Source organism: Massilia eurypsychrophila (assembly GCF_002760655.1).
Taxonomy (GTDB): Bacteria; Pseudomonadota; Gammaproteobacteria; order Burkholderiales; family Burkholderiaceae_D; genus JAFCUW01.
The window spans coordinates 104,110-130,719 of sequence record NZ_PDOC01000005.1 but is presented as its reverse complement, the minus strand read 5'-3'; the positions used below and the strand labels follow the sequence as shown (position 1 = coordinate 130,719).

Below are 26,610 nucleotides of genomic sequence, written 5' to 3'. Positions count from 1 at the left end.
TGAGAAAAGTCCGGTTTGCGCTGCGATCGAGCGTTTATTATAGTGCGACCGGGATTTTCTTGGGTAGCGGCATGGCCGGGCGGAGCCGGCGCCTCTTTTAACTGAACTTACAATGCTCTGATGTGGTCTGACCTAGGTCAGACCCCGAATCAGCTAGCAGGCGGCGTGGTTGACGGTGACGACGTGAATGGCCAGGCCGCCCAGCGACGTTTCCTTGTACTTGTCCTGCATGTCGGCGCCGGTCTGGCGCATCGTTTCGATGACATCATCGAGGCTGACAAAGTGGGTGCCGTCGCCCTTCAACGCCAGCGACGCTGCGGTAATCGCCTTGATCGCCCCCATGCCGTTACGCTCGATGCACGGAATCTGCACCAGGCCGCCGATCGGGTCGCACGTCATGCCGAGGTGGTGCTCGATGCCGATTTCGGCCGCGTTCTCGATCTGTTCATTGGAGCCGCCAAGGGCCGCCACCAGGCCGGCGGCGGCCATCGCGCAGGCCACCCCGACTTCGCCCTGGCAGCCGATTTCAGCGCCGGAGATCGACGCGTTCTTCTTGCACAGCATGCCGATGGCAGCTGCCGTCAGCATGAACTCGCGCACGCCCTTGACGGGATCGCTGGGCCGGCAATCCTCGGCGTAGTAGCGCATCACCGCCGGGATGATGCCGGCGGCGCCGTTGGTGGGCGCCGTCACGACTCTTCCGCCGGCGGCGTTTTCCTCGTTGACGGCCATCGCATACAGGCTGACCTGATGCAGCGCGTCGTGCGGCAGGTCGTTGGCGCGGTTGTCGCCATTTTTTGCGGCCAGCGCCTGGCGCCACAGGTTGGCGGCGCGGCGCTTCACATTCAGGCCGCCGGGCAGCTGACCGTCGGTGACCAGGCCATGGGCGATACAGTCGCGCATGACCTGCCAGATGTTGTCGATGCCGGCGTCGAGGTCTTCCTCGCTCATGTGGGCGCACTCATTGGTGCGCAACATTTGCGGAATCGTCAGGCCGCTCGCCTTGCCGTGCGCGAGCAGCTGGTCCATCGTATCGAAGGGATAGGGAATCGGCGCGGTGCCGGCGCCGGCGCCCTGGCGCGCGTGCGACTCGCCGGCGGCGTGGATGAAGCCACCGCCGACCGAATAGAAAATGCGCTCGATGATGCTGCCGTCAAGCTTGGTGAGCTTGAAACGCATGCCGTTCGGGTGCTCCGGCAGCGACGACGAGCGGTTCCAGGCCAGGCCGGTTTTCGCGCTGAACGGCACTTCCTTCACGCCCAGCAGCCGTATGGCGCCATCGAGTTCGACTTCGGCCAGCATGTCGTCGACCTGCCCGGGGTTGACGCCCTGCGGCGTCTCGCCCATCAGGCCGAGGATGATGGCCTTGTCGGTGGCGTGGCCGATGCCGGTCAGCGCGAGCGAGCCATACAGGCCGACTTCGATGCCGGTGGCGTCGTCGAGCGGGCCGCATTCAACCAGGAAGCGGCGCGCCGCGACCATCGGCCCCACCGTGTGCGAGCTGGAAGGCCCGATGCCTATCTTGAACAGGTCAAACACACTCATGTCCATCGTTGTCTCCGAATATATTCTTATTATGGGACGAATCAGGCGGCCTGGCCGAGGCCGACGTCGATATTTTCAAGCATGTCGGCCACCATCGCGGGGATGCCGACCTGCGCTTTCCAGCCCCAGTCGGCGGTAGCGGCGCTGTCGTCGAGGCTTTGCGGCCACGTTGCGGCAATCGCCTGGCGGCTATCGGGCTTGTAGGTGATCTCGAAGGCCGGCAGCACGCGCTTGATTTCCGCGGCCAGTTCGCGCGGGTTGAACGAGACGCCGGCGACATTGTAGGAAGAGCGGATGGCGACCTTGGCGGCCGGCGCGTCCATCAGTTCGATGGTGGCGCGGATCGCGTCGGGCATGTAGATCATCGGCAGCGTGGTCTCGGCTTCGAGGAAGCACTCGTATGGCTCGCCACGCAGCGCGGAGTGAAAAATCGCAATGGCGTAGTCGGTGGTGCCACCGCCCGGAGGCGACTTGAAGCTGATGATGCCGGGGTAGCGGATGCTGCGCACGTCGACGCCGTACTTGGTGAAGTAGTACTCGCACAGGCGTTCGCCGGCGAGCTTGCTGATGCCATAGATCGAGGTCGGATCCATCACCGTGTATTGCGGCGTATTGACCGGCGGCGTGTTGGGGCCGAAGGCGGCGATCGACGACGGCCAGAAAACGCGCAGCGGTTTGCCCGCTTCGCCGCTCTCGCGCGCCACTTCGAGGATGTTGAGCAGGCCGTCCATGTTCAAGGTCCACGCCTTGAGCGGCATCTGCTCGCCGGTGGCCGACAGCAACGCGGCGAGCTGGTAGACCTGGGTGATGCCTTCGTCGGCGACGAGCGCGTCGAGGCGCGGCTTGTCGAGCACGTCGAGCTGGACGTAGCACCTGGCGTGGTAGACGTTGGTGGCGCCGATGTCGGCGGCGAAGACGTTCGCTTCGCCGTGCTGCGCTGCCAGCGCGCCGACCAGTTCACTGCCGATTTGGCCGTTGGCGCCGATGATGAGGATGCGTTCCATGAGATGCCTTGTTCTTGTTGCGGTTGATCTTGTTACGGTTGATCTTGTTACGACTGATGCTTGAGGATGCCGAGTTCGCGGCCGGCCTGCTCGAACGCTTTGAGCACGATGTCGAGCTGCTCGCGGGTGTGGGCGGCGGACAGCTGGACGCGCACGCGCGCCTGCCCCATCGGCACCACCGGGTAGAAGAAGCCGGACAGCAGCACGCCCAGTTCGTACATGCGGGCGGCAAATTTCTGCGCAACCGGCGCCTCGAACAGCATCACCGGCACCACCGGGTGGGTGCCCGGCTTGATGGTGAAGCCGATACGCTCGATCTCCTTGCGGAAGTAGGCGGTGTTCTCGTGCAGGCGGTCGCGCAGTTCGGTCGAGGCGGTGATGCGATCGAGGACCGACAGCGAGGCGCCGGCGATCATCGGCGCGAGTGTGTTGGAGAACAGGTAGGGACGCGACTTCTGGCGCAAGGTGTCGATCACTTCCTTGCGCGCGGCGGTGAAGCCGCCCATCGCGCCGCCGAGCGCTTTGCCGAGCGTGCCGGTGATGATGTCGATGCGGCCCATGACGTTGTGGTGCTCGTGGGTGCCGCGCCCGGTGGCGCCCATGAAGCCGGAGGCGTGCGACTCGTCGATCATGACGAGGGCGCCGTACTTGTCGGCCAGGTCGCAGATTTCGTTGAGCTTGGCGATGGTGCCGTCCATCGAAAACACGCCGTCGGTGCAGATCACCTTGTGGCGCTTGCCGGCGGCGTGCGCGGCCTGCAGCTGCGCTTCGAGGTCGGCCATGTCGTTGTTCTGGTAGCGGTAGCGCGCCGCCTTGCACAGGCGGATGCCGTCGATGATCGAGGCGTGGTTCAGTGCGTCCGAGATGATGGCGTCGTTTTCGTCGAACAGCGGCTCGAACAGGCCGCCGTTGGCGTCGAAGGCGGCGGCGTACAGGATCGTGTCTTGCATGCCGAGGAAGCTCGAGATGGCCTGCTCGAGTTCCTTGTGGACGGTCTGGGTGCCGCAAATGAAGCGCACCGACGACAGGCCGTAGCCGTACTTTTCGGTGGCGGCGATGGCCGCTTGCTGGGTTTGCAGGTCGCCCGACAGGCCGAGGTAGTTATTGGCGCACATGTTGATCAGGTGGCGGCCGTCGGCGCCTTCGACTTCGGCGCCCTGGCGCGAGGCGAGCACGCGCTCGGGCTTGTACAGCCCCTGCTCGCGCAGTGTGTCCAGGCTGGTTTGCAGCGCGCTGAAAAACGTGGCTTTCGCTTGGTCGCTCATCTTTATCCTCATGGTGGTGAATGCCGGCTTGACCGACTGTCGCGGTATGCTGTACCGTCTGTTGCGTATCCTGAACGATTTAAATGGAATTCCGTAAATCCACTATGTCGAACGCGTATTCAATATAATGGATATTACCCAAGCCGGTTGAACTTGGCAAGCTTCCATTGTGGATAGTCCCGATCATTTACACTAAACAAGACGATGACTACACCTGTATCAAGCAATTCCCCGCCTGAAGTGGGCGCCACCTTGCAGCGGCTGAGGCTGGCGCGCGGACTGACGCTGGAAGACCTGTCGCGCATCGCCGGGGTGTCGAAGTCCATGTTATCGCAAATCGAGCGCGAAAAGGCCAACCCGACCATCGCCATCACGTGGCGCCTGGCCAATGCGCTGGGCGTGGCGATCAGCGAATTGCTGACGGCGGAAACGCGCGAAGTCGAGCCGATCCGCGTGCTCGAGGCGCACGAGACCCCTACCCTGCCCGGCGCCCACGCCGGCTATGTGCTGCGCATCCTCGGCCCGATGGACCTGGCCGGCAAGTACGAGTGGTATGAACTGACCTTGGCGCCGGGGGGTGAGCTGGCGTCGCAGGCGCATGACCCGGGCACCGGCGAACACCTGACGGTGACGCACGGCGCGCTCGAAGTCGAAGTAGGCGTGATCAAGAAGAAGGTCAAGATCGGCGCCACTGCACGCTACGCGGCCGACCAGGGACATGTGATCCGCAACATCGGCAAGACCGAGGCGAAGGCGCTGCTGGTGGTGGTGCACCGCTGAACTTGTTCGGCCCGGACAGTCGGCTCAGCGCAGGTGTAGTTTCATCGAGTCGCAAGGCGCCGCCCTTCGAGGCTGGATCAATGTGGGCATCTGACAATACATACGTCGCTTTAACCGACTCCCTACCGCCTATTTCTTCCGCTGAGTGCCGCTGGCGAACAATTCGATTTTGCGCGTCGGCCCCGACAAGATTAGCAAATCGCCGGGTTCAACCGATGTCTCTGGGGTCGCGTGCTGAAAGTCTGTATTTGTTCGCTTCACGCCAACGACCGTGACGCCAAACTGCTCACGTACCCGCGATTCCATCAAGGTCTTGTGGTGGGTGATCGAAGGAGCATGAATTTTTGCAATGGCGAATCCATCGTCGAATTCAATGAAGTCAATCAAGCGACCTGTGATGAGGTGCGCGACGCGCTCTCCCATGTCGGCTTCGGGGGTTACGACATGATGGGCGCCCATTTTCTTCGCCAACTGCCCATGATCATGGTCAAGCGCCTTGACCCAGATGTCTTTTATTCCTAGCTCGGTCAGTACCATCAGCGTCAAGAGACTGGCCGCGATATCACCACCTATGGCTACAATCGCATGGGAAAAGTCGGCGGCGCCGAGCTGAAGCATGACATTTTCTTTGGTGGAATCCGCTTGCACTGCGTGCGTGAGCTTGTCTGCCCACAGCTGTACGCGTTCGCTGTCACTGTCGAGGCCCATAACATCGTGCCCCAGTCGGACAAGAGACTGCGCCACCGCACTACCAAAGCGGCCCAAGCCGATGACTAATACGCTGTCGCCCGCCGAAAAGGCGAACTGTTCTGTGAAAATTCTACCCAACAATTGGATGCTCCTCAGGATAGCGATACGGCATGCGCCGCTCGCCAAGTATGAGCGACGTAGCAAGGGTGATCGTCCCTATACGGCCCAAATACATTAGTACGACGAGTACAAGTTGTCCTTCCGTCGGAAGGTCGGCAGTAATTCCTGTCGACAGTCCGACGGTACCGAACGCGGAAATTACTTCAAAAATAATGCGGTCAGTCGAGGCGTCGCTCACCCTCAGCAAAATCATCGTCCCCAATACCACCATCGCACTGCCCAGCACCAGGACCGTGATCGCCTGGCGCTGCGCGGCAGTGCCGACGCGCCGACCGAATGCTTCGCTATCAGGCTGGCCACGTATCTCCGCAATGACAAGTAAGACCAGGATTGCGACAGTGCCTACCTTGACGCCGCCGGCAGTTCCGGCGCTTCCGGCTCCGACAAACATGAGCAGGTAATGAAGCGCCAAGGTTTCCCGGCTAGCCACTGCGAAATCGATCGAATTGAATCCCGCGGTCCTGGCTGATACCGAAGTGAACGCGGCCGTCAGTATCTTATCGGGGAGCGGCATTACCCCCAGGGTTTTTGCGTTCGCCCACTCAAACATTAGCACGCCGAGAAAACCGAGTACTAACAGCACAATGGTTACTGCCAGCGTGAGTTTCGTATGGAGCGACCAGCTGCGGGGCGATCTGAACTTGTTCCGTAGATCCAGCATGACTGGAAAGCCGATGCCGCCGACAACAATAGCCAGCATGAGTGGCAGCAAAACAAGCGCGTCCGTCGCAAAACGCATGACGCTGTCAGCGTGTATCGAGAAACCAGCGTTGTTAAATGCGGAGACCGCATGGAAAAAGCCGCTCCACGTCGCCTGCGGCCAGGGTAGACCGTACGCGAAATGGAAGCGGCAAGCTAGGACTAGCGCAACAATAAGTTCGGCGGCTACGGTGACCGTTAGAACAAGCCTGGCCACGTTGGCGACATCACCCAGACCCAATGAATGCGTCTCGGTTTGTGTGATCAGTTTAAGCCGCAGCCTGGGCGAGCGGTTCACCATCAAACCCAGCAATGTCGCGGCAGTCATCATGCCGAAGCCGCCCAGTTGGAAAAGTACCAAAACGATGCCTTGTCCAGCAGGAGACCAATACGTGCCCGTGTCGACCACGACGAGCCCAGTTACACACACGGCCGATACGGCGGTAAAAAGCGCAACGAGCAGTGGCGCTGAACCTGCTTCGGCTCTGGCGAGCGGCATCATCAACAGTACAGTGCCAACAGCGATTAAGACAAAAAATGCAAGCGCTACTATGCGCGCGGGGTGGAGTAATCGTTGTCTGATCATTTGTTGCCATTTTTCCCGAATCAGCGCTTACTCGGCGGCGCAAATAAACCTGGCCGCCTCACTATTTATCTACAGTGTTCCCGATATCACGCGCTGCCGGAACCACTGGGCCAAGTCTTGCTCGTCAATCGTTCCGCCAGCCACGCCTTGCATCACAGGCCGTGCTGGCTCGGACCAACTTCACTCAAAGCGTGCTTACTTGGCGGCAACCTTGGCCGGTGTGTCCATCTGCAGCGCGCGGCTGAGGAAGCCCCAGCGGTCGGCCACTTCCTCGATCTGCTTGGCGGTCGGCTTGCCGGCGCCGTGGCCGGCCTTGACGTCGATGCGGATCAGGATCGGCGCGGGCCCGGCCTGCGCTGCCTGGGCGGCGGCGGCGAACTTGAAGCTGTGCGCCGGCACCACGCGGTCGTCATGGTCGGCGGTGGTGATCATCGTGGCCGGATAGCAGCCGCCCGCTTTCAGGTTGTGCAGCGGCGAATACTTCACCAGCGCCTTGAACTGCTCCGGATGGTCGGACGAGCCGTAGTCCGACGCCCATGCCCAGCCGATGGTGAATTTATGGAAGCGCAGCATATCGAGCACGCCGACCTGCGGGATCGCCGCGCCGAACAGCTCCGGACGCTGCGTCATCGCCGCGCCGACCAGCAGGCCGCCGTTGCTGCCGCCGCCGATCGCCAGTTTCGCCGGCGACGTCACCTTGTTGGCGATCAGCCATTCGGCCGCGCCGATGAAGTCGTCGAACACATTCTGCTTTTGCAGCTTGGTGCCCGCTTCATGCCAGGCCTGGCCGTACTCGCCGCCGCCGCGCAGGTTAGCCACCACGTAGACGCCGCCCATTTCCATCCACGCCAGGTTAGCCGGCGAAAAGCCCGGCGTCATCGAGATGTTGAAGCCGCCGTAGCCGTACAGGTAGGTCGGGTTAGAGCCGTCGAGCTTCAGGCCTTTTTTAGAGACGATGAACATTGGTACCTTGGTGCCATCGCGGCTGGCGAAGAACTGCTGGCGCGTCTCGTATTGCGACGGGTCGAAGTCGACCTTCGGCTGGCGCAGCACGGTGCTCTCGCCGCTCTTCAGGTCGAGCCGGTAGATCGTGGTCGGGTTGGTGAAGCCGGTAAACGAGTAGAACGTCTCGCTGTCGCCACGCTTGCCGCCGAAACCGGCCACCGCGCCGATGCCAGGCAGCGCCACTTCGCGCACCATGCGGCCGTTGCGGTCGTAGACCTTGACCATGCTGCGCGCGTCGGCCAGGTAGCTGGCGACGAACTGGTTGTTGAGCATGTTGGCCGAGACCAGCGTCTGCGCGCCTTCCGGCACCACGACCTTCCAGTTCGCCTCTTGCGGCTTGCGCGTGTCGATGGCGACGATGCGCTGGCGCGGCGCCTTGTTATCGGTCGAGAAGTAGAACACCGGACCGTCGTTATCGATGAAGCGGTAGCCCGATTCGAGCACTTCGATCAGCCCGACGACTTTCGCATCGGGGCGGCTCAGGTCCTTGTAGAACACGCGGTTCTTGCGCGCGGTGCCCTGGCTGGCCGAGATGATGAGGTAGCGTCCGTCGTCGCTGACCTGGCCGCTGAAGCCCCACTCCTTCTGGTCGGGGCGGTCGTACACCAGGACGTCGGCGCTTTGCGGCGTGCCGACCTTGTGGAAGTACAGCTTCTGGAAGTAGTTGACGTCGGCCAGCTTGGTCGCTTCCTTCGGTTCGTCGTAGCGGCTGTAGAAGAAACCCTTGCCGTCGCGGGTCCACGAGGTGGCCGAAAACTTGACCCACTTGACGTGGTCGTCCAGGTCCTTGCCGGTGGCGATGTCGCGCACCTTCCACTCGTTCCAGTCGGAGCCGGAAGCGGCGGTGCCGTAGGCGAGCAGCTTGCCGTCCGGGCTGACGGCGACGCCGGATAAAGCCACGGTGCCATCAAGCGCCAGGGTGTTCGGATCGAGCAGCATGCGCGGCGCGTCGCCCAGCTTGTCCATCGTGTAGAGCACCGACTGGTTCTGCAGGCCGTCGTTACGGCTGTAGAAATAGCGCCCGCCTTCCTTGTACGGCACGCTGTAACGCTCGTAGTTCCAAAGCTTGGTGAGGCGCTGCTTGATCGCCTCGCGCGCAGGAATCTGGCCCAGGTACGACTGGGTCACGCGGTTCTGCGCATCGACCCACTCCTTGGTCTCGGCGCTGTTGGCGTCCTCGAGCCAGCGGTACGGGTCGGCGATGGTGGTGCCGTGATAGTTATCCTGCTGGTCGACCTTCTTGGAGGCCGGATAGGCCGTTACGGCAGGGCCGCCTGGGCAGGTCTGGGCCAGCGCGTTGGCGCCGAACGTTGCGAGCAGGCTGACGACCAGCGATGCATGTCTCATTTGCATAGATTGTGATCTCTCGGTGAAGAGTTGAGGAAGGGGCGGATCCGCCCGCCGAGATGATAGCGCGTTTTGCTCAGCCGATGGTGTTGCTGGTGGCGGCGCTGTCGCGGGTGTCGGCGTACGGCAGCGGCGAGCGCACCGGCGGCACCCAGTTGCGGATCCAATCGACCAGCTTGTCGCCGGGGATAGGACGGCTCATGAAGTAGCCCTGCCCCTCGTCGCAGCCAAGCGCGGCGAGCAGGCGCCACACCGCTTCGCTCTCGATGCCCTCGGCGACGACGCGCAGGCCCATGTTGTGGCCAAGGTCGATGGTGGAACGGACGATCTTGGTGTCGCCAATGTCGTTTTCCATGTTCAGCACAAACGACTTGTCGATCTTCAGTTCGTCCACCGGCAAGCGCTTGAGGTAGGCCAGCGACGAATAGCCGGTGCCGAAGTCGTCGATCGACAGGTCGACGCCCATCGCGTGCAAGCGCTCGAGCGTCTGCTGGGCGCGCACCGGATCGTCCATGATGGCGCTCTCGGTGATCTCCAGGCAGAACGACTGCGGCAGCACCTGGTGGCGCGCCAGGATGCCGCCGAATTTGTTGGGCAGTTCCTGGTCCAGCAGGTCGCGCGTCGACAGGTTGACCGACACCTTCAGGTGAATGCCCTTGGCGGCCATTTCGCGGCACAGCGCGGCCGACTGTTCCAGCACCCAGTGCGTCAATACGCGGATAAAACCGGTCTGCTCGGCGAACGGAATGAATTCGTCGGGGAAGACGTTGCCGCGCACCGGATGGGCCCAGCGCACCAGCGACTCGACGCCGACCACTTCGCCGGTGGCGAGCTTCATCTTCGGCTGCACGTGCAGGCGGAACTCGTTGTTTTCGATGGCGTTGCGCAGTTCGGTGAGCAGCGACAGGCTCGTTTCGCTGGCCTTGTCGATCATCGGATCGTAGACCACCGCGCCGTCGTTGCGCTGCTTGGCGTTGTACATCGCCACTTCGGCCATCGACAGCAGCGCCTCGGCGTCGTCGCCGTGCACCGGATAGCCGGCAATGCCGATGCCGGCGCCGATGTCGACAGTCTGGTCGTCGAGCGACAGCGGCTGCTCGAGCGCGGCGCGGATGTTGGCGGCGATGACGTGTGCGCCGTCGATGTCGCAGGCCGGCAGCAGCACGGCAAATTCGTCGCCGCCCAGGCGCGCGACGTGGGCGTCGGCGTGGGCGCCGGCCAGCTGCAACTGCAGGCGGCCGCCCACCTGGCGCAGCAAGGCATCGCCAAAACTGTGGCCCATCACGTCGTTGACGTGCTTGAAGCGGTCGAGGTCCATCATCAGCAAGAACACCTGCTGCTCGCGCTTTTTCGCTTCGGCCAGCGATTCGTTCAGCAGCAGCACGAACTGGGCGCGGTTCGGCAGGTTGGTGAGCGGGTCCCAGTACGCCAGCCGGCGGATTTCCTGTTCGCGCTTGGCGATCCCTTCGCGCATGCTGTCGAAGGCGTGGGCGAGCGCGCCGATTTCGTCGCGCCGCTCGGCGAAGCCGGTCTGCACGCGGTAGTCGCCCCGTTCGAGCCGGGCGGCGATGCCGGCCAGCTGGCGCAACGGCTGCGCAATACGCTTGGCGGTAAATACGCTGGCGACGACGGCGATGATGATGCCGACGATGGTGAGGACCATCAGGCGCCGTTCGAGGCGTGTATATTCGGCGGTGGCTTCTTCGATCGAGCGCGCCAGCATGACGCCGGCGCCGCGCTCGCCGTCGCGGCCAATGTCGACCAGGCGGGCACTGTATTGATCGCCGTCGATCTCGACGTCGAATGCGCTTTTCAGGTCCGCCGCGGCGGCCGGCAGCCTGGCGGCCATGGCACCGGCGACAGCCGGGGCGACGGTGGCCTCGACCGGCAGCCAGCGGCCATCGGCGCCGCGCGCGACGATCGCCACGTCAAGCGCCGACAGCGCCTTCATGTCGACGGCCAGCTGGCGGTCGATGGCAAAGCCCATCACGATCCAGGCAATGGTGATCGGCGCCTTGACCGGCATGACGACGATCTGGAACGGCTTGTTGCCAACCAGCGCGGTGCCGATGGCGCCGTCGCTCAGCTCTGCCTCGTCGAGCAGGCCAAGGACCAGTTTTTCGAGTGCCGGATCGCGGCCGATGCCGGTCGAGACCATCACCTTGCGCTCGCCGTCGACCAGCATGGTCAGGTCGGCGCGGACGCGCCGGGCACTGTTTTCGAGCGCCGACTTGATCGTTTCACGGTCGCCGCCGGCGTCGTTGCCGACCGCCTGCACGAAGCCGGTGTCGCGCGCCAGCACCTGTGCGCCGAAGCGGCGCTTCTGGGCGTTCTGTTCCATCAGCTTGCGAAACACCTTCTCGCCGTTGGCAAGTTCAGTGGCGATCGAAGCGCGCGCGTTGCTGTCGATACCCTTCTGGATCACCACCAGGGCGAATACCTGGAGTGCGATGATCAGCACCAGGAACAGCGTGACGATGCGCCCTTCCAGGCTGTGGAAGCCAAATTTCATTGTCAGTGCGCGTGCGTTTCGGTGCCGGCGACGGGGGGCTTCATGGCCAGCTTGAAGATAGCGGCGGCGTCACCGGCCTTGACGGTCAAGGGCTGTTCGGCGGCGGCGCCTGCTGCCATGTTGAAGTGCCACACCCTGAGGGTGTATTTACCGGCGACCGGCACGTCGACCCTGGCGACGCCGTCGGCGCCGGACTTGGCGAAATACGGCGTGTCGACCACTTTGACGTACGCGATCATGCGGTCGTGGATGTTGCAGCCGAGGACGACTGTGCCGGCCTTGTCGAACACCTGCGGCGCGGCGGCGACGCCGGAATACAGCTTCTGGTCGAATTTCTTGGCCGGCGAGAACGAGTAGATATGGTGGCGCACCTTGTCGTTATTCGGAAACGACACCTGGCTGCCGGCCTGGATCACGCTCACCAGGGGCTTGAACTGCAGGCCTGCCTGTTCGATCAGCGCCGGTTTCGGGTTGCCCGGCACTGCCGCGCCCGATTCCGGTTCGGCGTAGACCACCACATCGGCGAGCGGCTTGCCGGCGGCGTCATTGACCTGCACAACGACAGCCGAGGCGAAAACAGGGACGGAAAGGAAGCAAAACCAGGCCGACACGGCGCCGCGGGTAACAATTTTCATGAACGCGATCAAAATGATGTACAGAAGTAATACTCATGTTACGGCATCGCGCCCGGCAAATGTAGTGCTGGCGGCAAAAAATTCCTTCGGGAACTTTCCGTTACTGCACAAATACAACGTAGTGGGTAGTTTCGCAACGCAATGCCGCCGGCTCAGCCGGCGCGATAGGGACGATGGGGCACGCGGTCAGCAGGGCCGCGGCTGGCCGTCAACGCCGGCGTGGGTGACCTGCCACTGACGCGTCAGGTCCATGGCACAGCCGATTTCGGATGGCGACAAGCGGCGCGCGACGACGCTCTTGTTGGCGCCGGCGGTCTCGTCGCCGCCCTCGGCCGCCAGCAGCATCCACATGTAGGAGCGCACGGTGTCGCGGGCGACGCCGCGGCCGCCGTCATACATGGTGCCGAGGTTGTACTGGGCCAGTGCATGGCCCTGCTCGGCTGCCTGGGTGTACCAGTAGACGGCCATGGCGTCGTCGCGCGGAACGCCCTGGCCGCTGGCGAACATGACGCCCAGATTGTTTTGCGCGCTGGCGTCGCCCTGCTCGGCGGCCTGCTGGTACCAGTGCGCCGCCTTGACGTCGTCCTTGGGGACGCCTTGGCCGTTGGCGAAGATGACGCCGAGGTTGAACTGGGCATTGGCGGCGCCCTGGTCGGCGGCGCGGCGGTACCATTCGAGCGCGCGCTGCTCGTCGCGGCCGACGCCGCGGCCGTTGGCGTACATGCTGCCGAGGTTGTACTGGGCGGCGACATGGCCCTGTTCGGCGGCGCGCAGGTACCAGACAAGGGCGCGGGACTCGTCCTGCTCGACACCCTGCCCGCCCGACAGGATGACGCCGAGGTGGAACTGGGCGTCCTTGTCGCCCTGGTCGCCGGCGCGCTGCAGCCAGGCCACCGCGCGCAGCGGATCGGCGCGCACGCCGAGCCCTTCGGAATAGGCCATGCCAAGCTGGCGCTGCGCCACCGGATCGCCTTGCGCGGCGGCCTGGCGGAACCAGCACAGCGCCTGGGCGTCGCTCGCTTCGACACCCTGGCCACGCTTGTACATCATGCCCAGGTTCAGTTGCGCCTGCGGTTCGCCCTGCACCGCGGCCTTGCGGAACCAGGCCATTGCCAGCGGATAGTTGACGCTGGCGCCGTGGCCGTACAGGTAGCATTCGGCCAGCAGGTTTTGCGCGGTCGCGACGCTTTGCTCGGCGGCGCGATAGAACCAGGCCAGCGCCAGTTCGTGGTTTTGCTCGACGCCGCGGCCCTTGCGGTACATCTGGCCAAGGTTTTGCTGGGCCGAGGCGTCGCCCTGCTCGGCCGCATGGCGGAACCAGTAGGCCGCCTCGGGATCGCTTTTTTCGACGCCGCGGCCGTTGTAGTACAGCGCGCCGAGGTGGTTCTGGGCGAAGGCGAGCCCCTGCAGCGCGGCCTGGCGCAGCCACTTGAAGGCGTTGGCGTAATCGCGCTCGATGCACTCGCCTTTCTTGTACATGAGGCCCAGGTTGAACTGGGCATAGGCGTCGCCGCGCTCAGCAGCCTGGCGGAACCACACATAGGTTTGGTAGTTCTCGCGTGTAATATTCTGGCGGTTCATGCTGATCCTCCGGCAGGCTGGCCGTGACAACGCAGAAATATCGGCTGCAGGATAACGCAAGCGACCTGATAAGTATTGTAAAAATTTTAATAGGCGCAGCGTGTCGGAGTTTGACTGCGCACAAGCGTGCTATCAGGTTGTCAGCATGCGCAGGCGTAAAAAAACCCCGCACCGGCGGGGTTCGATTTCAATCGGAAAGAATCAAGCGGGCTGGGCCGCCGGTTTGGGGCCGACGGCATAGACCACCATCGCCAGCAGCGCCAGGCACCAGACGATCAGCGCGCCGGACGGCAGGTCGAGCAGGATCGACAGCACCAGGCCGCTGGCGTAGCCGCCCACTCCGGTCAGGTAGGCAAACGCCAGGCGCCGGCGGCCGGCGTAGTGGCGCACCGCCAGGCTTGGCACGATCAGGCTGGCGAACACGAGGTAGACGCCGATCAGTTGTACCGAGGCAGTGACGGCCAGCGCGAACACCAGGTAAAACCCGAGCCGCGGCAGGCGGTCGCCGAACACGGCCAGCACGGCGACGATGACGGCCGAGCCGAGCGCAGGCATCAACAGTTGGTTGTAGTTGACCCACAGGATCTGGCCGGCCAGCAGGTCTTGCAAGTGCTCGCCGCCGTGCGGATTGTGCGCCACCAGCAGCAGGCTGGCGCTGGCGGCGAGGATGAACAACACGCCGATCTGCGCTTCCTGCACCTCGGGCCAGCGCTTTTCGGTCCAGGTCAGCAGCAAGGCGCCGAGCACGGCGGCGACGCCGGCGGCCAGCTGCACCGCCCAGCCATGCGGGTCGAGACTGCCCGAGCCGGCGATGATGACGCCGAGCGCGGCGATCTGCGCAATTGCCAGGTCGATGAACACGATGCCGCGCTTGAGCACCTGGGCGCCGAGCGGGATGTGTGTGGCGAGCACCAGCAGGCCGGCCAGGAAGGCCGGCAGCACGATCAGCAGATCGAACCCGCCCGAGGTCATTTGTTAGCTTCCAGCAAGCGCTGGACCGTAACGTCAAACAGGCTGAACAGATCGGTGACCTTGTCGTCGGCGCCGACCGTGAACGGCACCAGCACCGCCGGGATTTTTGCGCGCTCGGCCAGCCACTGCGACGGCCGCGCGTCCTGGTAGCCGGCGCGCAAGGCCATCTTGGCGGGCTGGCGCTGCAGCTGGGCAAGCAGTTGCCCCAGATGCGCCGCGCCCGGCTCGACACCGGGCTTCGCTTCGAGCGTGCCGACCACGCGCATGCCGAGCCAGTTCACCAGGTACTCCATGTTCTTGTGGTGTTCAACGACGGCAACACCACGCAGCGGCGTCGCCAGTTTCTCCCACTTCAGCATGGCGGCGTTCCAGCGGCCGGCAAAGTCGGCCTGGCGCGACTGGTACCAGGCCGCATTGGCCGGATCGAGCTCGGCCAGCCGCTTGGCCAGCGCAACGGCAATCAGCGCGATGTTGCGCGGATTTTGCTGGATGTGCGGGTTGCCTGCCGCGTGGACGTCGCCCTCGCTGCGGTCGACCCGGGCCGGCACGTCGAGGCGCGGCACGAAGGCGCCGGCCTCGAAATAGCCAGGCCGGCCGGCGGCAATTTTCGCGTTGCCCGATTGCTGCACCAGCAACGGCAGCCAGCCTGCTTCCAGCTCGAGGCCGGTGCAGACGAGCAAGTCGGCATTGCGGGTCCGCGCGATCAGGCTCGGGCGCGCCTCGATGCGGTGCGGATCCTGCAGCGCGTTGGTGGCGCTGGTGACCTTGACCTTGTCGCCGCCGAGTTCTTTGGTCAGCGCTTCCCATTCCGGCTCGCACGCCAGCACGTTCAGCTCGGCGTGGGCTGACGCCGACAGCAAGGCGGCAGCGCCGAACGCGAGAGCGGCAACAAATTTACGGTTGAAGTTCATGGCGACTCCTTAAAAGGCGTGGGCTGCGTGGGCGCCCAGGCTCATGATGTACTGGAGGAAGATCTGATTGTCGGTGACGCCGGGACGCGAGCGGTCGCGCGCCAGCTGCAGGCGCAGGCGCGAGAATTCAGACGGGCTGTAGTCGAGCATGGCGCTGGTGCGCACCGGCGAAAATGCGTCCAGCAGCGGGAAGCTGCCGGCCAGGCCGATCGCTGGCGTGCCCGACGTCAGGCGGTCGTAGCGCAGGCCGGCGCGCCAGTTCGGCACGAACTGATAGACGCCCTGCAGATACCAGCCCGACTGGGTGCTGTTGAAGCTGCCGGTGTCGGCGCCATCGCTCAGGTCGCCCGTCTCCTTGCGGCGGAAGTACTCGCCCTGCAGCTTGAAGTTTTGCTGGGTCGCATTGCCGTTCGGCGCCCATTTGTAGATGGCGTCCGCAATTAACATGCGCGAGCTGCCGGTAAACGAGCCGATGTCGTCGAACTGGCGCTCGGCCGATCCGGTACGCAACAGCGACAGGCCGGCGCGCCAGCTGCCAGATGCGCCGATGTCGTCGCCGACGTGGGCGTACACAGCGGCCGCGCCGATGCCGTTCTTGTTGCGCTCGTTGCCAGGAAAACTGCTGCCGCTGCCCACTTCAACGCCGAGTTCGACCAGCGTGTCGGTCGGCGCCAGCCAGGTCGCCTGCAAGCCGTCCGGCTTGTACTGGCCGCCGAGGAAGGCCTGGTAGGCGAGCGGTGCGTCGACGAAGTCCCAGGTGTGGGCGTGCTTGTTGTTGAGGTAGCCGATGGAGGACAGGAAGCGGCCGGCCTTGATGTTGACGCCGTTCGCCAGGCCGCGCGCTTGGACGAAGGCTTCCTCGACCTCGGCCTCATCCTCGCCCGACAACGCGAACGTCAGCTGGCCGGAGAAGATCGGGTCGATGCTGGCCGACATCGTCAACTCCGATTCGCCCAGATTGAAGCCGCGCCGGCCCGGGCCGACTTCGCCGGCCGGCGGCAGGAAACCTTGCAGGCGATACTGGTCCGGGTCGCGCGACAGGTTGGCGTAGGTGCCGCCGAGCACCAGCGCGATGCTCGGATTGAAGGCATTCTTGCCGGCAGGCGCGGCTGCGGCCAGCGCCGACGGCGCAGCGGCCGCGGCGGGCGGCGCCTGGCGGCTGGCCAGCGCGGCGTTCTGGGCCTGGGCAGCGGCGGACTGGGCATCCTGCAGGCGTTGTTCGAGCGACTGCAGGCGCGCTTCGTACGACTCTTTCATGTCGCGGATCTGGGCGCGGATGGCCGCCAGTTCCTTGTCGTCGGCGGCCGATGCGGACAGCGGATTGAACAATGCAGCGGCAATCGCCGCACTCAGTACAGTGGTTTTCAACATGATAAATTAACTTCCTGGCAAATAGAATATGGCGAGACGCAGCGCGGCAGGCGCGGCGACTCGAGTACAGGGCCGGTTCTATTCGAAGGGAGGTGGTCCGCGCGGCTGGAAGGCGCAGTGCGTGCGCGCGCAGCCCGGTTCGGTCGGGCTGGGCCCGGTGGCGCACGACGCGCCGTTGTCGGCGATGAAGCAGCGTTGGGTACTGCCGATGCCACCGGTGATCTGGGCGAAGCCGAGACACCTTTCGCACGTCTGGTCCTGGGCGAACGCCGACGAGACACCCGCATCTTCATGCAACCCGGCCTGGTGCAGCTGGGCCGCGCCGCCACCGTGGGTGCCGGCCCAATGCGTCATCCCATGCGAAATCGCCATCTGCTGCGACAGCAGCAGCAATAGCGACAGCAGGATACGGATGATGGATTGGCGGCTCATGGTGCCAATATTGTAATGCGATCAGCCCGCTGCTGCGGATTTTTTTGCAGTGGCGTATTTTTCGAGGTAGGCCGGCACCTTCGCCGCGCTCAGTTTGTTGACCGACACCAGCAGCTGCGACTCGACCTGCTGCATGCCGAACGACTGGCCGAGGTGGCGGCCGATGTGGTTGAGCAGCTCGGCGCCGACTTCCGCATCTGACTCGGCCCGGTGCGCCGCGCTGCGGAATCGGATGCCGAGCTGGCCGGACAGCAAGCCGAGCTTATAGCTTGGCATGCCGGGAAAGATGCGGCGCGACAGCTTCAGCGAGCAGACCAGCGCCTGGTGGGCGGTCGACATGCCGAGCCGCTCCGCCTCGGCCTTGAGGAACTTTTCGTCGAAGCTGGCGTTGTGGGCCGACAGCGTGTCGCTGCCGATGAACTCTAGCAGCTGCGGCAACACCTGGCGCACCGGCGGCGCAGCGTCGACCATCTGCTGGGTAATGCCGGTCAGCGAGGTGATGAACGATGGAATGCGGGCGTTGCAATTAATCAGCGAGACGTAGCGTTCGGTGACGATCCCGCCGACAATGCGCAGCGCCGCCACCTCGGTGATGCGGTCGCCCATCGCCGGCGACAGGCCGGTGGTCTCGAAGTCGAGCATGACGATCGGCTGATCGAAGACGCTCATGGCGCCCCCGGACCGAATTTGCGGACGGCGTCGAGCGCCAGGCCCGAGCCGATGCTGCCGAACAGGTCGCCTTCGACCTTGCGCGCGGCCGGCAGCAAGGCGCCGATCCGTTCACGCAGGGCGATCACGCCGCTCGAGCCGCCGGTGAAGAACACCGTGTCGACATCGCCGGCAGCCACGCCGGCATCGGCCAGCAATTTGAGCACGGTCTGGTCGACGCTGTCGATCAGGTGGCCGATGGCGGCGTCGAATTCGTGGCGCTGCAGGGTAAGCGTGTGCGGCGGCGACAGGCGGTCGAGCTCAAGCGTGGCGCTGGCGGTGTCGGACAGCGCGATCTTGCCCTCCTCCACCTTGATTGCCAGCCAGTGGCCGGCGCGCTCATCGATCAGGCGCTGCAGCCGTCCCAGCTTGTCCGGCTCGCGGGCGTCGCGCACGACGTCGGCCAGCTGGGTCCAGGTCTTCTTGGTGTAGGCCAGGTTGATGGTGTGCCAGGTCGCCAGGTTGAAGTAATAGCTCGACGGGATCTCGCTGTTGTTGCTCATCCGGCTGCCGTAGCCGAGCAGCGGCATCACCGACGACAGGCTCAGGTACTTGTCGAAATCGGTGCCGCCGATGTGCACGCCGCCGGTGGCGAGGATGTCGTCGCGCCGCTCGGCCTTGGCGGCGCGCCGCGGCGACAGGCGCACCAGCGAAAAGTCGGAGGTGCCGCCGCCGATGTCGGCGATCAGCACCAGTTCCTCGCGCTCGATGCGCGACTCGTAGTCGAACGCGGCGGCGATCGGCTCGTACTGAAAGGCGACGTGCTTGAAGCCGATCGCGCGCGCCACCTCGGCCAGCGTGTCTTCGGCGAGCTGGTCGGCGCTGCTGCTGTCGTCGATGAAAAACACCGGGCGGCCGAACACGGCCGAGTCGAACGGGTGGCCGGCGGCGTGCTCGCCGCGGCGCTTGACCTCGCCGATGAAGTGCGACAACAGCATGCGGAAAGGCAGCGCGCGGCCGCCCACTTCGGTCTGGCCGTCGATCAGGCTGGTGCCGAGCAGGCTCTTGAGCGAGCGCATCAGGCGCCCTTCGTAGCCGGCCAGGTAGTCGGTCAGTGCCGCCCGGCCATAGCTGACTTCCTCGTCATCGGCGTTGAAGAACACCACTGACGGCAGGGTCGGTTTGCCATCCTCGAGCGCGAGCAAAGACGTGTGGCCTGGTCGCACCAGCCCCACCGTGGAATTTGACGTGCCGAAGTCGACGCCGCAAGCGTTGGCCATGTGACCCTTCAATGGATTAAGGGGCGGTATGTTACCAGATTCAAGCGGACCCGGCGAATGGTTATTGCTCGAAAGATGGGTGTCAAAAAGCTATCGCGCCATGCTGCAGAGGAGCCTGGCCAACCGTGTCCGGCTATTTCGCGCGCTGATCCAATTCCAGGTAGCTCAGCAGTTGCTCATGCAACTGCTCCGGATCGATCGGCTTGCCAATGTAGCCGTCAAATCCCAGGGACATCAGGCCATCTTCATCGCCGGCCATCGCCATCGCCGTCACGGCGATAATCGGCACTCGGCGCAATCCGGATAGTTGTTTCAGATTGCGCATCAAGGCAAGGCCCGACATGCCGGGCAGGTTCACGTCGCACAGGATCAGATCGGGGGCCGTGGAGCCGGCAAGTCTGAGGCCATCCTCGGCGTCGAACGCGAAGATGGTGGTAAAGCCGAAGCTTTTCAGCAAATAAAGCATCAACTCCATACTGGCAGAGTCGTCCTCGATTAATAGAATTCTTGCCGTCATAGGCTGCCTTGTCGTTCCACCGAATGGTGAGATTTGATGAGCTGCGTCACTATTGTATGCGTTGCCTGCGCCTTAATGGGGACGAAAGCGTGACACGGATCGGCTCGGTGTAGTGCTGTACAGACATATTATTGCCGTAAGGTAATAATTTGAGTTACACTTGCCCGATGACCATCACGCTACCTCAGCAGAGCCACACCGTGGCCGATATCAAGGCATTGATCCACCGGGAATCGCGGCGCGTCACGTCATACGACGTGGCAATCGTGGCCGGGGTGTCGCAGTCGGCGGTATCGCGCTGTTTCAAGCCCGGCGCCAGCGTCTCGAAAGCAACTTTCGCCCGCGTGATGCAAGCCGCCACCGACCTCGACTACACGCCGAATGCCGCCGCGCGCAGCCTCAACACGCGCCGCTCGAACCTGGTCGCGCTGGTGGTGTCGCACATGGTCACCTTGCACTATCCGGAGCTATTGGCCGAACTGAGCCGGCAGTTCGCCCTGTTCGGCATGCGCATCTTGCTGTTTTCGCAGCCGCGCGGATCGGACCTGGGCGCGACGCTGGCCGATGTGTGGCAGCACCAGGTCGACGGCGCGGTGGTGGCGGCGCATTTGTCCGGCGCGCAGGCCGGCGAATTCGAGCGGCGCCAGGTGCCGGTGGTGCTGTTCAACCGGCATCTGGGCGACGGCGGCGTCAGCGCCATCGTGTGCGACCAGGCCGGCGCTGCCCGTACGCTGGCCAGCCGGCTGGCTGCCGCCGGCCACCAGCGTTTCGCGCTGATCGATGGGCCGGCGCGCTCGGCGATCGCGCAGGAGCGCATGCGCGGCGTTGCCGATCGGCTCGCCGAACTGGGCCTGGCGCCGCCGTTTCGCGTCAGCGGCGAGCACGACTACGCCAGCGGCGCGCGCGGACTGCGCGAAATCATCGGACGGCTCGGCCAGGTGCCCGACGCCATCATCTGCAGCAACGACGCGATGGCGATCGGTTGCCTCGACACCGCGCGGCACGAATTCAAGATCGATGTCCCGGGCCAGTTGTCGGTGACCGGCTTTGACGGCAGCGGGCCGGCCGGCTGGCTCAGCTACAACCTGACGACCTTGCGCCAGCCGGTGCCGCAGATGGCGCAGGCCACCGTGGAGATGCTGATGGGACTGATCGGCGCGGGCGCCGCGGCGCCGCAGCGGCGCATGTTTTCGGCCAAGGTCATCGACGGCGCGACCGCGCGCCTGGGCCCGGCGTGCTGAGACGAGAACTCGGCTGGCCGGCGCCGCACATCACCGCCGCCAGTTGCGAGGATGACGGCTGTTAATGCAGGCGTGGGCGGAGCCGCAACCGCCCACGCCGCCGACATCAGTCGATCTGCAGCGTCTTGGCGCTGCCGCCGGCTTTCTTGGGCAAGGTCAGCTCGAGGATGCCGTCGTGGTACTCAGCCTTGGCCTGGCTGTCGTCCACCGTTTGCGGCAAGGTAAAGCTGCGATAGAACTGGCCCATCGAGCGTTCCGTCATCAGCATGTTTTCCTGCTTTTGCTCGGTTTCCTGCACGGTCTGCGCACTGATCGACACCTGGTTGCCGTCGATATTGACCTTGATGTCCTCTTTCTTGACGCCCGGGATTTCTGCCTTGACGATGTACGACTGGTCGTTTTCCGATACGTCCATGCGCGGCGTCATGCCGGTCGCGCGAAGGCGCGGGCCAAGCAGCGATTGATTGAAGATCTCGTCGAGCCCGCGGAACGGGTCCATGCGGGCAAGCTCGGCGAGAGGATCGAAACGGCTGAGACTGTTTGCCATGGTAAAAGCTCCTTTCCAATAAAAAGCCCTGGACTGGCCAGGCACTTCCCATCATAAGAGCGCAACCCTTCGTTAATTTGATGTTTCTCAAGCTGCGAGGGCGAATTTATTGCGTCGCTCGCGGTCGCGACGAAGCGCTTTGTGGCAGCGCTCAGGGACGGACGGCGCCGCCCGCGACGCCGGCGAAATGGCGCGCGAACCAGGCCACCGCCAGCGCCGCGGCCGCTTCGAGCGTGCCGCTTTCCTCGAACAGGTGGCTGGCACCGGGAATGATGTCGATGCGCGCGTCGCAGCGCAGTTCGGCCAGCGCCGCCTCGTTGAGCGAAATGACCTGCTGGTCGTTGGCGCCGACGATCAGCAAGGTCGGCGCGCGTACCAGTTCGAGCGCAGGCACGCCGGCCAGGTCGGGCCGGCCGCCGCGCGAGACCACCGCCGAGATGTCGTCCGGCAGCGCGGCGGCGACGCGCAAGGCGACGGCAGCGCCGGTGCTGGCGCCGAACAGGCCCAGCGGCAGGCCGGCGTAGCGGTCGACGCCGCGCACCCAGGCGCAGGCGGCCACCAGGCGCGGCTGCAGCAGGCCGATGTCGAAACGCATGCGAAATTCCCGGTCCTCTTCGACCGAAAGCAGGTCGATCAGCAGCGTGGCGATGCCGGCCCGATGCAGCTGCCGTGCGACGTAGTGGTTGCGCGGGCTCTTGCGGCCGCTGCCGCTGCCGTGGGCGAAGACGACCACGCCGACCGGGTCCGGCACCTCGCCGAGGATCGCTTCGAGCTGCACCGCGCCGGCGGCGATGCTGACCTCGCGCTCGGTGGCCGGCGTGGTCGGCCGAATCGACATCATGGTGCTGGTCTCCTGAACGCTCGACAGCTGCAGCCAGGCGCCATCGCGCCCAGCTTGAAAAGACCAGTCTATCGGCGGAAGCTCAATGCGCGGTTTGATCTTGGTCAATCGCGCCCGGCTAGGCGCCGGAATACACCACCCGGTCCGCCTCTTCCTCGCGCGCCAGCGCGATCTCGCGGATGACGGCACCGACGTCGGCCGGCGTGTCGGGCGCGGCGACATGGCCGGTCAGCGCCGTGTCGGCCGTCAGCAGGCCGGCCTGGTAGATGTTCCAGATTTCCTCGCCGTACTGGCTGCCGATCAGTTCGGGCAGCACGGCGCCAAAGAAATTGGCAAGGTTGGTGACGTCGCGCTCGAGCATGGCGCCGGCCACCGAACTGCCGGCCGCATCGATCGCCTGCGGCAGGTCGATGATGACCGGGCCATCGGCGTCGACCAGGATGTTGTACTCGGACAGGTCGCCGTGGATCACGCCGGCGCACAGCATCAGCACCACTTGGCGCAGCAGCGCGGTGTGATACTGGCGCGCCAGCTCGGGCGTGAGCGGCACGTCGTTCAGGCGCGGCGCGGCGTTGCCGTCGGCGCCGGTGACTAGTTCCATCAGCAGCACGCCTTCGAAGCAGACGTACGGCGTGGGCACGCGCACGCCGGCCGCGGCCAGCCGGTACAGCGCATCGACTTCGGCGTTCTGCCACACTTCCTCGGCCATCTTGCGGCCGTAGCGGGTGCCCTTTTCCATTGCCCGCGCCTGGCGGCTGTTCTTGACGCGGCGGCCTTCCTGGTAAGCGACGGCCTGGTGGAAGCTGCGCTCGTTGGCCTCCTTGTAGACCTTGGCGCAGCGCACGTCGTCGCCGCTGCGCACCACATAAACGATGGCTTCCTTGCCGCTCATGAGCTGGCGCGACACTTCGTCGATGAGGCCTTCGTCAACCAGGGGCTGTAATCTTTTTGGTGTTTTCATGAATGGTGCGTGCAACGGCGCGTGGCAACCGTCGCTAACTTCGCTTCTGGTGATGGGGTGGACTGGCCGGATGGCCGCCCAGCGTAACGACGCATTCTAACTCAGCGCCGGGCTCGCCACACCATACGCCCCCTCGAATTGCCGCACTGGAAGCCCCCTAAATATCGTTGCGCACGGTTGACGAAATTTTACTAAAAGCATCAATGCCTATGTACAGTTTCGGGAACGCACATACCGTTATGGGCGGCCAATTCAGCGGCCGGCCTCGGGCTGTCAACCATCACCACGATATGAAGCCAAACAAACTCCTGCCTGCCTGCGTTGAGCGCGGCTGAGCAGTTTCAACGGGGAACCTAATGAGCACGAATGACAGCAGCAACCGTATCAGCGCATTAATTGAGCAGCAGCAGGCAGCAATCCAGGCGGACTGGATTGCCAACCTCAAAAAAGTGATGGTACGCAGCGACGCCAGCTCGGAAGAGCAGCTCAGGCGCCATTGCAGCCAGTTCCTCGCCCTGCTCGCCCAGGCCACCCGCACCGGCGGCACCGACGATATCGACGGCCGCTCATGGGACGAAATTCGCGACATGCTGACCGAAATCTCGGCCGCGCGCGCCAAGCAGGGTTCGACTCCAAGCGAGACGGCAACATTCATATTCTCACTGAAGCAATCGCTGTTCGGCACAATGCGCAACGAGCTCGGCAACGAGCCGGAGGCACTCGCCGCCGCGCTGTGGAGCATCAGCACGCTGCTCGACAAGCTGGGCCTGTTTACGATTGAAGTATTCCAGAAGAGCCGCGACCAGATCATTATTCGTCAGCAGCAGGAACTGCTCGAGCTGTCGACACCGGTCGTGAAGCTGTGGCAAGACATCCTGGCGCTGCCGCTGATCGGCACGCTCGACAGCGCCCGTACCCAGGTGGTCATGGAAAGCCTGCTGCAAAAGATCGTCGACACCGGCGCCGCGATTGCCATCATCGACATCACCGGCGTGCCGACCGTCGACACGCTAGTCGCCCAGCACCTGATGAAAACCATCGCCGCGGCACGCCTGATGGGCGCCGACTGCATCATCAGCGGCATCCGCCCGCAGATCGCGCAAACCATCGTCCACCTGGGCGTTAGCCTGGAAGACGTCGTCACAAAGGCAACCCTGGCCGACGCCTTTGTCGTCGCACTGGCACGGGTCGGCGCGACGATCACGCGCGCTTAAGGAATAATCATGGAACGTATTCCGATTCTGCGCATCGGCGACCTGCTGCTGGTGACGATCCAGGTCGACATGCACGACCGCCTGGCGATGACGTTGCAGGACGACCTGACCGAGCGCATCGTTAGCGACGAGGCCAAGGGCGTGCTGATCGATATTTCGGCGCTAGACCTGGTTGACTCCTTTATCGGCCGCATGATCAGCAACACGGCGTCGATGGCGCGCGTGCTCGACGCCCAGACCGTGCTCGTGGGCATGCAGCCGGCGGTGGCGATCACGCTCGTCGAGCTGGGGCTGACGCTGCCGGGCGTAAAGACCGCCCTTAACGTCGAACGCGGGATGGCGCTGCTCGGGAAGAACTACCTGAAATGAGCGACCGTTCCGCGCCGCAGACCACCGTGCGCTACGTATCGCCGATGCTCGAGCCCGGCGCCGGCATGACGTCGCACAGTGTAATGCCGCTCACCACCGACGAGCATGTCGTCTTGCTGCGCCGGGTGGTGCGCGAACGCGCCATCGAGCTTAAACTGAGTCTGGTCGACCAGACCAAGCTGGTGACGGCGGCGAGCGAGCTGGCGCGCAACACCATCAAGTACGGCGGCGGCGGCGAAGTGCATGTCGCCTGCCTGACCGATGGCTTTCGCCACGGCGTGCGGCTGGCATTCGCCGACGACGGACCCGGCATTGCCGACCTGGGCCTCGCGCTGACCGATGGCTACACCACCGGCGGCGGCCTGGGCCTGGGCCTGTCCGGCGCCAAGCGCCTGGTCGACGACTTCGATATTGATAGCAAGCATGGGGAAGGCACAGTCGTTGTGATCGTAAAATGGAAACGTTAATCAGTTCGCTGCAATCGCATCATGCCTTCGCCATCACCCACTCCAGCGATATCGCCGCGGCGCGCCGCGCCGGCCAGCGCATGGCCGACGAAATCGGCCTCGACGAGACCCGCGCCGGCCGGCTGGCGCTGTTGATCAGCGAAGCTGCCACCAACATCCTCAAGCACGCCGGCGAAGGCCGGCTGTTCCTGTCGCAGGCGCAGGTGGGCCCGGTGCGCGGCATCGACGTGCTCGCGTTCGACCGCGGACCGGGCATCGCCAACCTGTCGAACGCGCTGCAAGATGGCGTGTCCAGTGTCGGCACCGCCGGCACCGGACTGGGCGCGATGCGGCGCCTGGCCGACGAATTCGACGCCTACGCGCCGCGCGACAAAGGCGCGGTGTTCTTCATGCGGCTGTGGAACGGCGCCGCGCCGCCCGACAAGCTGGCAGTGGGCGCCGTGTGCATTCCGATCGCCAGCGAAGACGAATGCGGCGACGCCTGGGCGATTGCTGAATTGCGCGGCGGCGTGAGCCTGATGTCGGTCGATGGCCTCGGCCACGGCGCCGATGCGGCGACCGCGGCGCGCACCGCGCTGGCGGCGCTGGCGGCACGCCCGGCGCTGGGTCCCGCCGCGCAGATCGACCACTGCCACCTGGCCATGCGCGCCACGCGCGGCGCGGCGATGGCGGTGGCGCAGCTCGATTTCGCCAGCGACGAGTTGCGCTTTGCCGGCATCGGCAATATCGCCGCCTGCATCATCGACGGCGACGTACGCAAGCAGATGGTGTCGCACAACGGCATCGTCGGCCACAACATGCGCAAGGTGCAGGAGTTCATCCACCCCTGCCCTCCAGGGTCGTTGATCATCATGGCGTCGGACGGCATCAGCACCCAGTGGGACCTGGCCAGCTACCCTGGCCTGGCCGCCTGCAACCCGGCGCTGATCGCGGCGGTGCTGCTGCGCGACTTCGGCCGCGCGCGCGACGACGCCAGCGTGCTGGTGATGCGCTACCTCGGCCACGGCTGA

General features: G+C 64.5%; 25 protein-coding genes. 6 read left to right on the top strand and 19 right to left on the bottom strand.

The features are described from left to right. Nucleotides 1-153: 153 nt before the first annotated feature. From CR105_RS10760 to kbl, 3 genes are read right to left on the bottom strand one after another with little or no spacing between them, the layout of a single operon-like run. Nucleotides 154-1,551 carry an L-serine ammonia-lyase gene (locus tag CR105_RS10760; protein ID WP_099788451.1) on the bottom strand — a complete coding sequence of 466 codons (1,398 nt, stop codon included), beginning with the start codon at nucleotides 1,549-1,551 and terminating at the stop codon, nucleotides 154-156. A gap of 35 nt (nucleotides 1,552-1,586) precedes the next feature. Next, nucleotides 1,587-2,549 carry an NAD-dependent epimerase/dehydratase family protein gene (locus CR105_RS10755; protein ID WP_099788450.1) on the bottom strand — a complete coding sequence of 321 codons (963 nt, stop codon included), beginning with the start codon at nucleotides 2,547-2,549 and terminating at the stop codon, nucleotides 1,587-1,589. A 47-nt stretch (nucleotides 2,550-2,596) separates the two neighbouring features. Then, a complete protein-coding gene (gene kbl, locus CR105_RS10750) occupies nucleotides 2,597-3,814 on the bottom strand; it encodes a glycine C-acetyltransferase (RefSeq protein WP_099788449.1) in 1,218 nt (405 codons plus the stop codon). A gap of 204 nt (nucleotides 3,815-4,018) precedes the next feature. Between kbl and CR105_RS10745 the strand changes: the two genes are divergently transcribed. Continuing rightward, the gene (locus tag CR105_RS10745; RefSeq protein WP_099788448.1) at nucleotides 4,019-4,594 is read left to right on the top strand and encodes a helix-turn-helix domain-containing protein; all 576 of its coding nucleotides are present in this window, start codon (nucleotides 4,019-4,021) and stop codon (nucleotides 4,592-4,594) included. A 129-nt stretch (nucleotides 4,595-4,723) separates the two neighbouring features. Here the strand turns inward: CR105_RS10745 and CR105_RS10740 are convergent, their stop codons facing one another. From CR105_RS10740 to CR105_RS10680, 13 genes are all read right to left on the bottom strand, one after another. Continuing rightward, on the bottom strand, nucleotides 4,724-5,425 hold the full coding sequence (locus tag CR105_RS10740) for a potassium channel family protein (protein ID WP_229413880.1): 702 nt from the start codon (nucleotides 5,423-5,425) through the stop codon (nucleotides 4,724-4,726). Continuing rightward, complete coding sequence (locus CR105_RS10735; RefSeq protein ID WP_099788447.1) at nucleotides 5,415-6,749, bottom strand: TrkH family potassium uptake protein; 1,335 nt, start codon at nucleotides 6,747-6,749, stop codon at nucleotides 5,415-5,417. Before CR105_RS10735 ends, CR105_RS10740 begins: the two co-directional genes overlap by 11 nt. A 195-nt stretch (nucleotides 6,750-6,944) precedes the next feature. After that, nucleotides 6,945-9,107 carry a prolyl oligopeptidase family serine peptidase gene (locus CR105_RS10730; RefSeq protein ID WP_370660680.1) on the bottom strand — a complete coding sequence of 721 codons (2,163 nt, stop codon included), beginning with the start codon at nucleotides 9,105-9,107 and terminating at the stop codon, nucleotides 6,945-6,947. Nucleotides 9,108-9,177: 70 nt separating this feature from the next. Further along, entirely contained in the window at nucleotides 9,178-11,613 is a 2,436-nt protein-coding gene (locus CR105_RS10725) for a putative bifunctional diguanylate cyclase/phosphodiesterase (protein ID WP_099788445.1), read from the bottom strand. A gap of 2 nt (nucleotides 11,614-11,615) precedes the next feature. Further along, nucleotides 11,616-12,248, bottom strand: coding sequence for a methylamine utilization protein (locus tag CR105_RS10720; protein WP_229413879.1), 633 nt, complete (start codon nucleotides 12,246-12,248; stop codon nucleotides 11,616-11,618). 186 nt (nucleotides 12,249-12,434) lie between these two features. Beyond that, nucleotides 12,435-13,829, bottom strand: a complete 1,395-nt coding sequence (locus CR105_RS10715; RefSeq protein WP_099788444.1) for a tetratricopeptide repeat protein — start codon at nucleotides 13,827-13,829, stop codon at nucleotides 12,435-12,437. A gap of 201 nt (nucleotides 13,830-14,030) precedes the next feature. Beyond that, entirely contained in the window at nucleotides 14,031-14,801 is a 771-nt protein-coding gene (locus CR105_RS10710) for a metal ABC transporter permease (RefSeq protein ID WP_099788443.1), read from the bottom strand. Then, nucleotides 14,798-15,712 carry a metal ABC transporter substrate-binding protein gene (locus CR105_RS10705; RefSeq protein ID WP_099788442.1) on the bottom strand — a complete coding sequence of 305 codons (915 nt, stop codon included), beginning with the start codon at nucleotides 15,710-15,712 and terminating at the stop codon, nucleotides 14,798-14,800. Before CR105_RS10705 ends, CR105_RS10710 begins: the two co-directional genes overlap by 4 nt. A gap of 9 nt (nucleotides 15,713-15,721) precedes the next feature. After that, on the bottom strand, nucleotides 15,722-17,083 hold the full coding sequence (locus CR105_RS10700) for a putative porin (protein WP_099788441.1): 1,362 nt from the start codon (nucleotides 17,081-17,083) through the stop codon (nucleotides 15,722-15,724). Between the two features lie 78 nt (nucleotides 17,084-17,161). Continuing rightward, nucleotides 17,162-17,515 carry a hypothetical protein gene (locus tag CR105_RS10695; protein WP_099788440.1) on the bottom strand — a complete coding sequence of 118 codons (354 nt, stop codon included), beginning with the start codon at nucleotides 17,513-17,515 and terminating at the stop codon, nucleotides 17,162-17,164. A gap of 21 nt (nucleotides 17,516-17,536) precedes the next feature. Continuing rightward, nucleotides 17,537-18,184 carry a 3'-5' exonuclease gene (locus tag CR105_RS10690; protein ID WP_099788439.1) on the bottom strand — a complete coding sequence of 216 codons (648 nt, stop codon included), beginning with the start codon at nucleotides 18,182-18,184 and terminating at the stop codon, nucleotides 17,537-17,539. Then, complete coding sequence (locus tag CR105_RS10685; RefSeq protein ID WP_099788438.1) at nucleotides 18,181-19,443, bottom strand: Hsp70 family protein; 1,263 nt, start codon at nucleotides 19,441-19,443, stop codon at nucleotides 18,181-18,183. Before CR105_RS10685 ends, CR105_RS10690 begins: the two co-directional genes overlap by 4 nt. A gap of 133 nt (nucleotides 19,444-19,576) precedes the next feature. After that, nucleotides 19,577-19,960: a response regulator gene (locus tag CR105_RS10680; RefSeq protein WP_099788437.1), complete on the bottom strand. Its 384-nt coding sequence runs from the start codon at nucleotides 19,958-19,960 to the stop codon at nucleotides 19,577-19,579. A 149-nt stretch (nucleotides 19,961-20,109) separates the two neighbouring features. Between CR105_RS10680 and CR105_RS10675 the strand changes: the two genes are divergently transcribed. After that, the gene (locus tag CR105_RS10675) at nucleotides 20,110-21,201 is read left to right on the top strand and encodes a LacI family DNA-binding transcriptional regulator (RefSeq protein WP_229413878.1); all 1,092 of its coding nucleotides are present in this window, start codon (nucleotides 20,110-20,112) and stop codon (nucleotides 21,199-21,201) included. 106 nt (nucleotides 21,202-21,307) lie between these two features. Here CR105_RS10675 and CR105_RS10670 read toward each other — a convergent pair whose 3' ends face one another. From CR105_RS10670 to CR105_RS10660, 3 genes are all read right to left on the bottom strand, one after another. Beyond that, a complete protein-coding gene (locus CR105_RS10670; protein WP_099788435.1) occupies nucleotides 21,308-21,748 on the bottom strand; it encodes an Hsp20/alpha crystallin family protein in 441 nt (146 codons plus the stop codon). Between the two features lie 151 nt (nucleotides 21,749-21,899). Then, the gene (locus tag CR105_RS10665) at nucleotides 21,900-22,589 is read right to left on the bottom strand and encodes a dienelactone hydrolase family protein (protein ID WP_307189620.1); all 690 of its coding nucleotides are present in this window, start codon (nucleotides 22,587-22,589) and stop codon (nucleotides 21,900-21,902) included. A gap of 118 nt (nucleotides 22,590-22,707) precedes the next feature. Further along, on the bottom strand, nucleotides 22,708-23,550 hold the full coding sequence (locus tag CR105_RS10660) for a PA4780 family RIO1-like protein kinase (RefSeq protein WP_099788434.1): 843 nt from the start codon (nucleotides 23,548-23,550) through the stop codon (nucleotides 22,708-22,710). A 356-nt stretch (nucleotides 23,551-23,906) separates the two neighbouring features. Here CR105_RS10660 and CR105_RS10655 point away from each other — a divergent pair, with 356 nt between their 5' ends. The 4 genes from CR105_RS10655 to CR105_RS10640 are packed head-to-tail and all read left to right on the top strand — an operon-like array spanning nucleotide 23,907 to nucleotide 26,610. After that, nucleotides 23,907-24,764 carry an STAS domain-containing protein gene (locus CR105_RS10655; RefSeq protein ID WP_099788433.1) on the top strand — a complete coding sequence of 286 codons (858 nt, stop codon included), beginning with the start codon at nucleotides 23,907-23,909 and terminating at the stop codon, nucleotides 24,762-24,764. A gap of 9 nt (nucleotides 24,765-24,773) precedes the next feature. Further along, a complete protein-coding gene (locus tag CR105_RS10650) occupies nucleotides 24,774-25,133 on the top strand; it encodes an STAS domain-containing protein (protein WP_099788432.1) in 360 nt (119 codons plus the stop codon). Between the two features lie 44 nt (nucleotides 25,134-25,177). Further along, on the top strand, nucleotides 25,178-25,600 hold the full coding sequence (locus CR105_RS10645; RefSeq protein WP_229413897.1) for an ATP-binding protein: 423 nt from the start codon (nucleotides 25,178-25,180) through the stop codon (nucleotides 25,598-25,600). Continuing rightward, nucleotides 25,588-26,610 carry an ATP-binding SpoIIE family protein phosphatase gene (locus tag CR105_RS10640; RefSeq protein WP_099788430.1) on the top strand — a complete coding sequence of 341 codons (1,023 nt, stop codon included), beginning with the start codon at nucleotides 25,588-25,590 and terminating at the stop codon, nucleotides 26,608-26,610. The genes CR105_RS10645 and CR105_RS10640 overlap by 13 nt, the downstream gene beginning before the upstream one ends.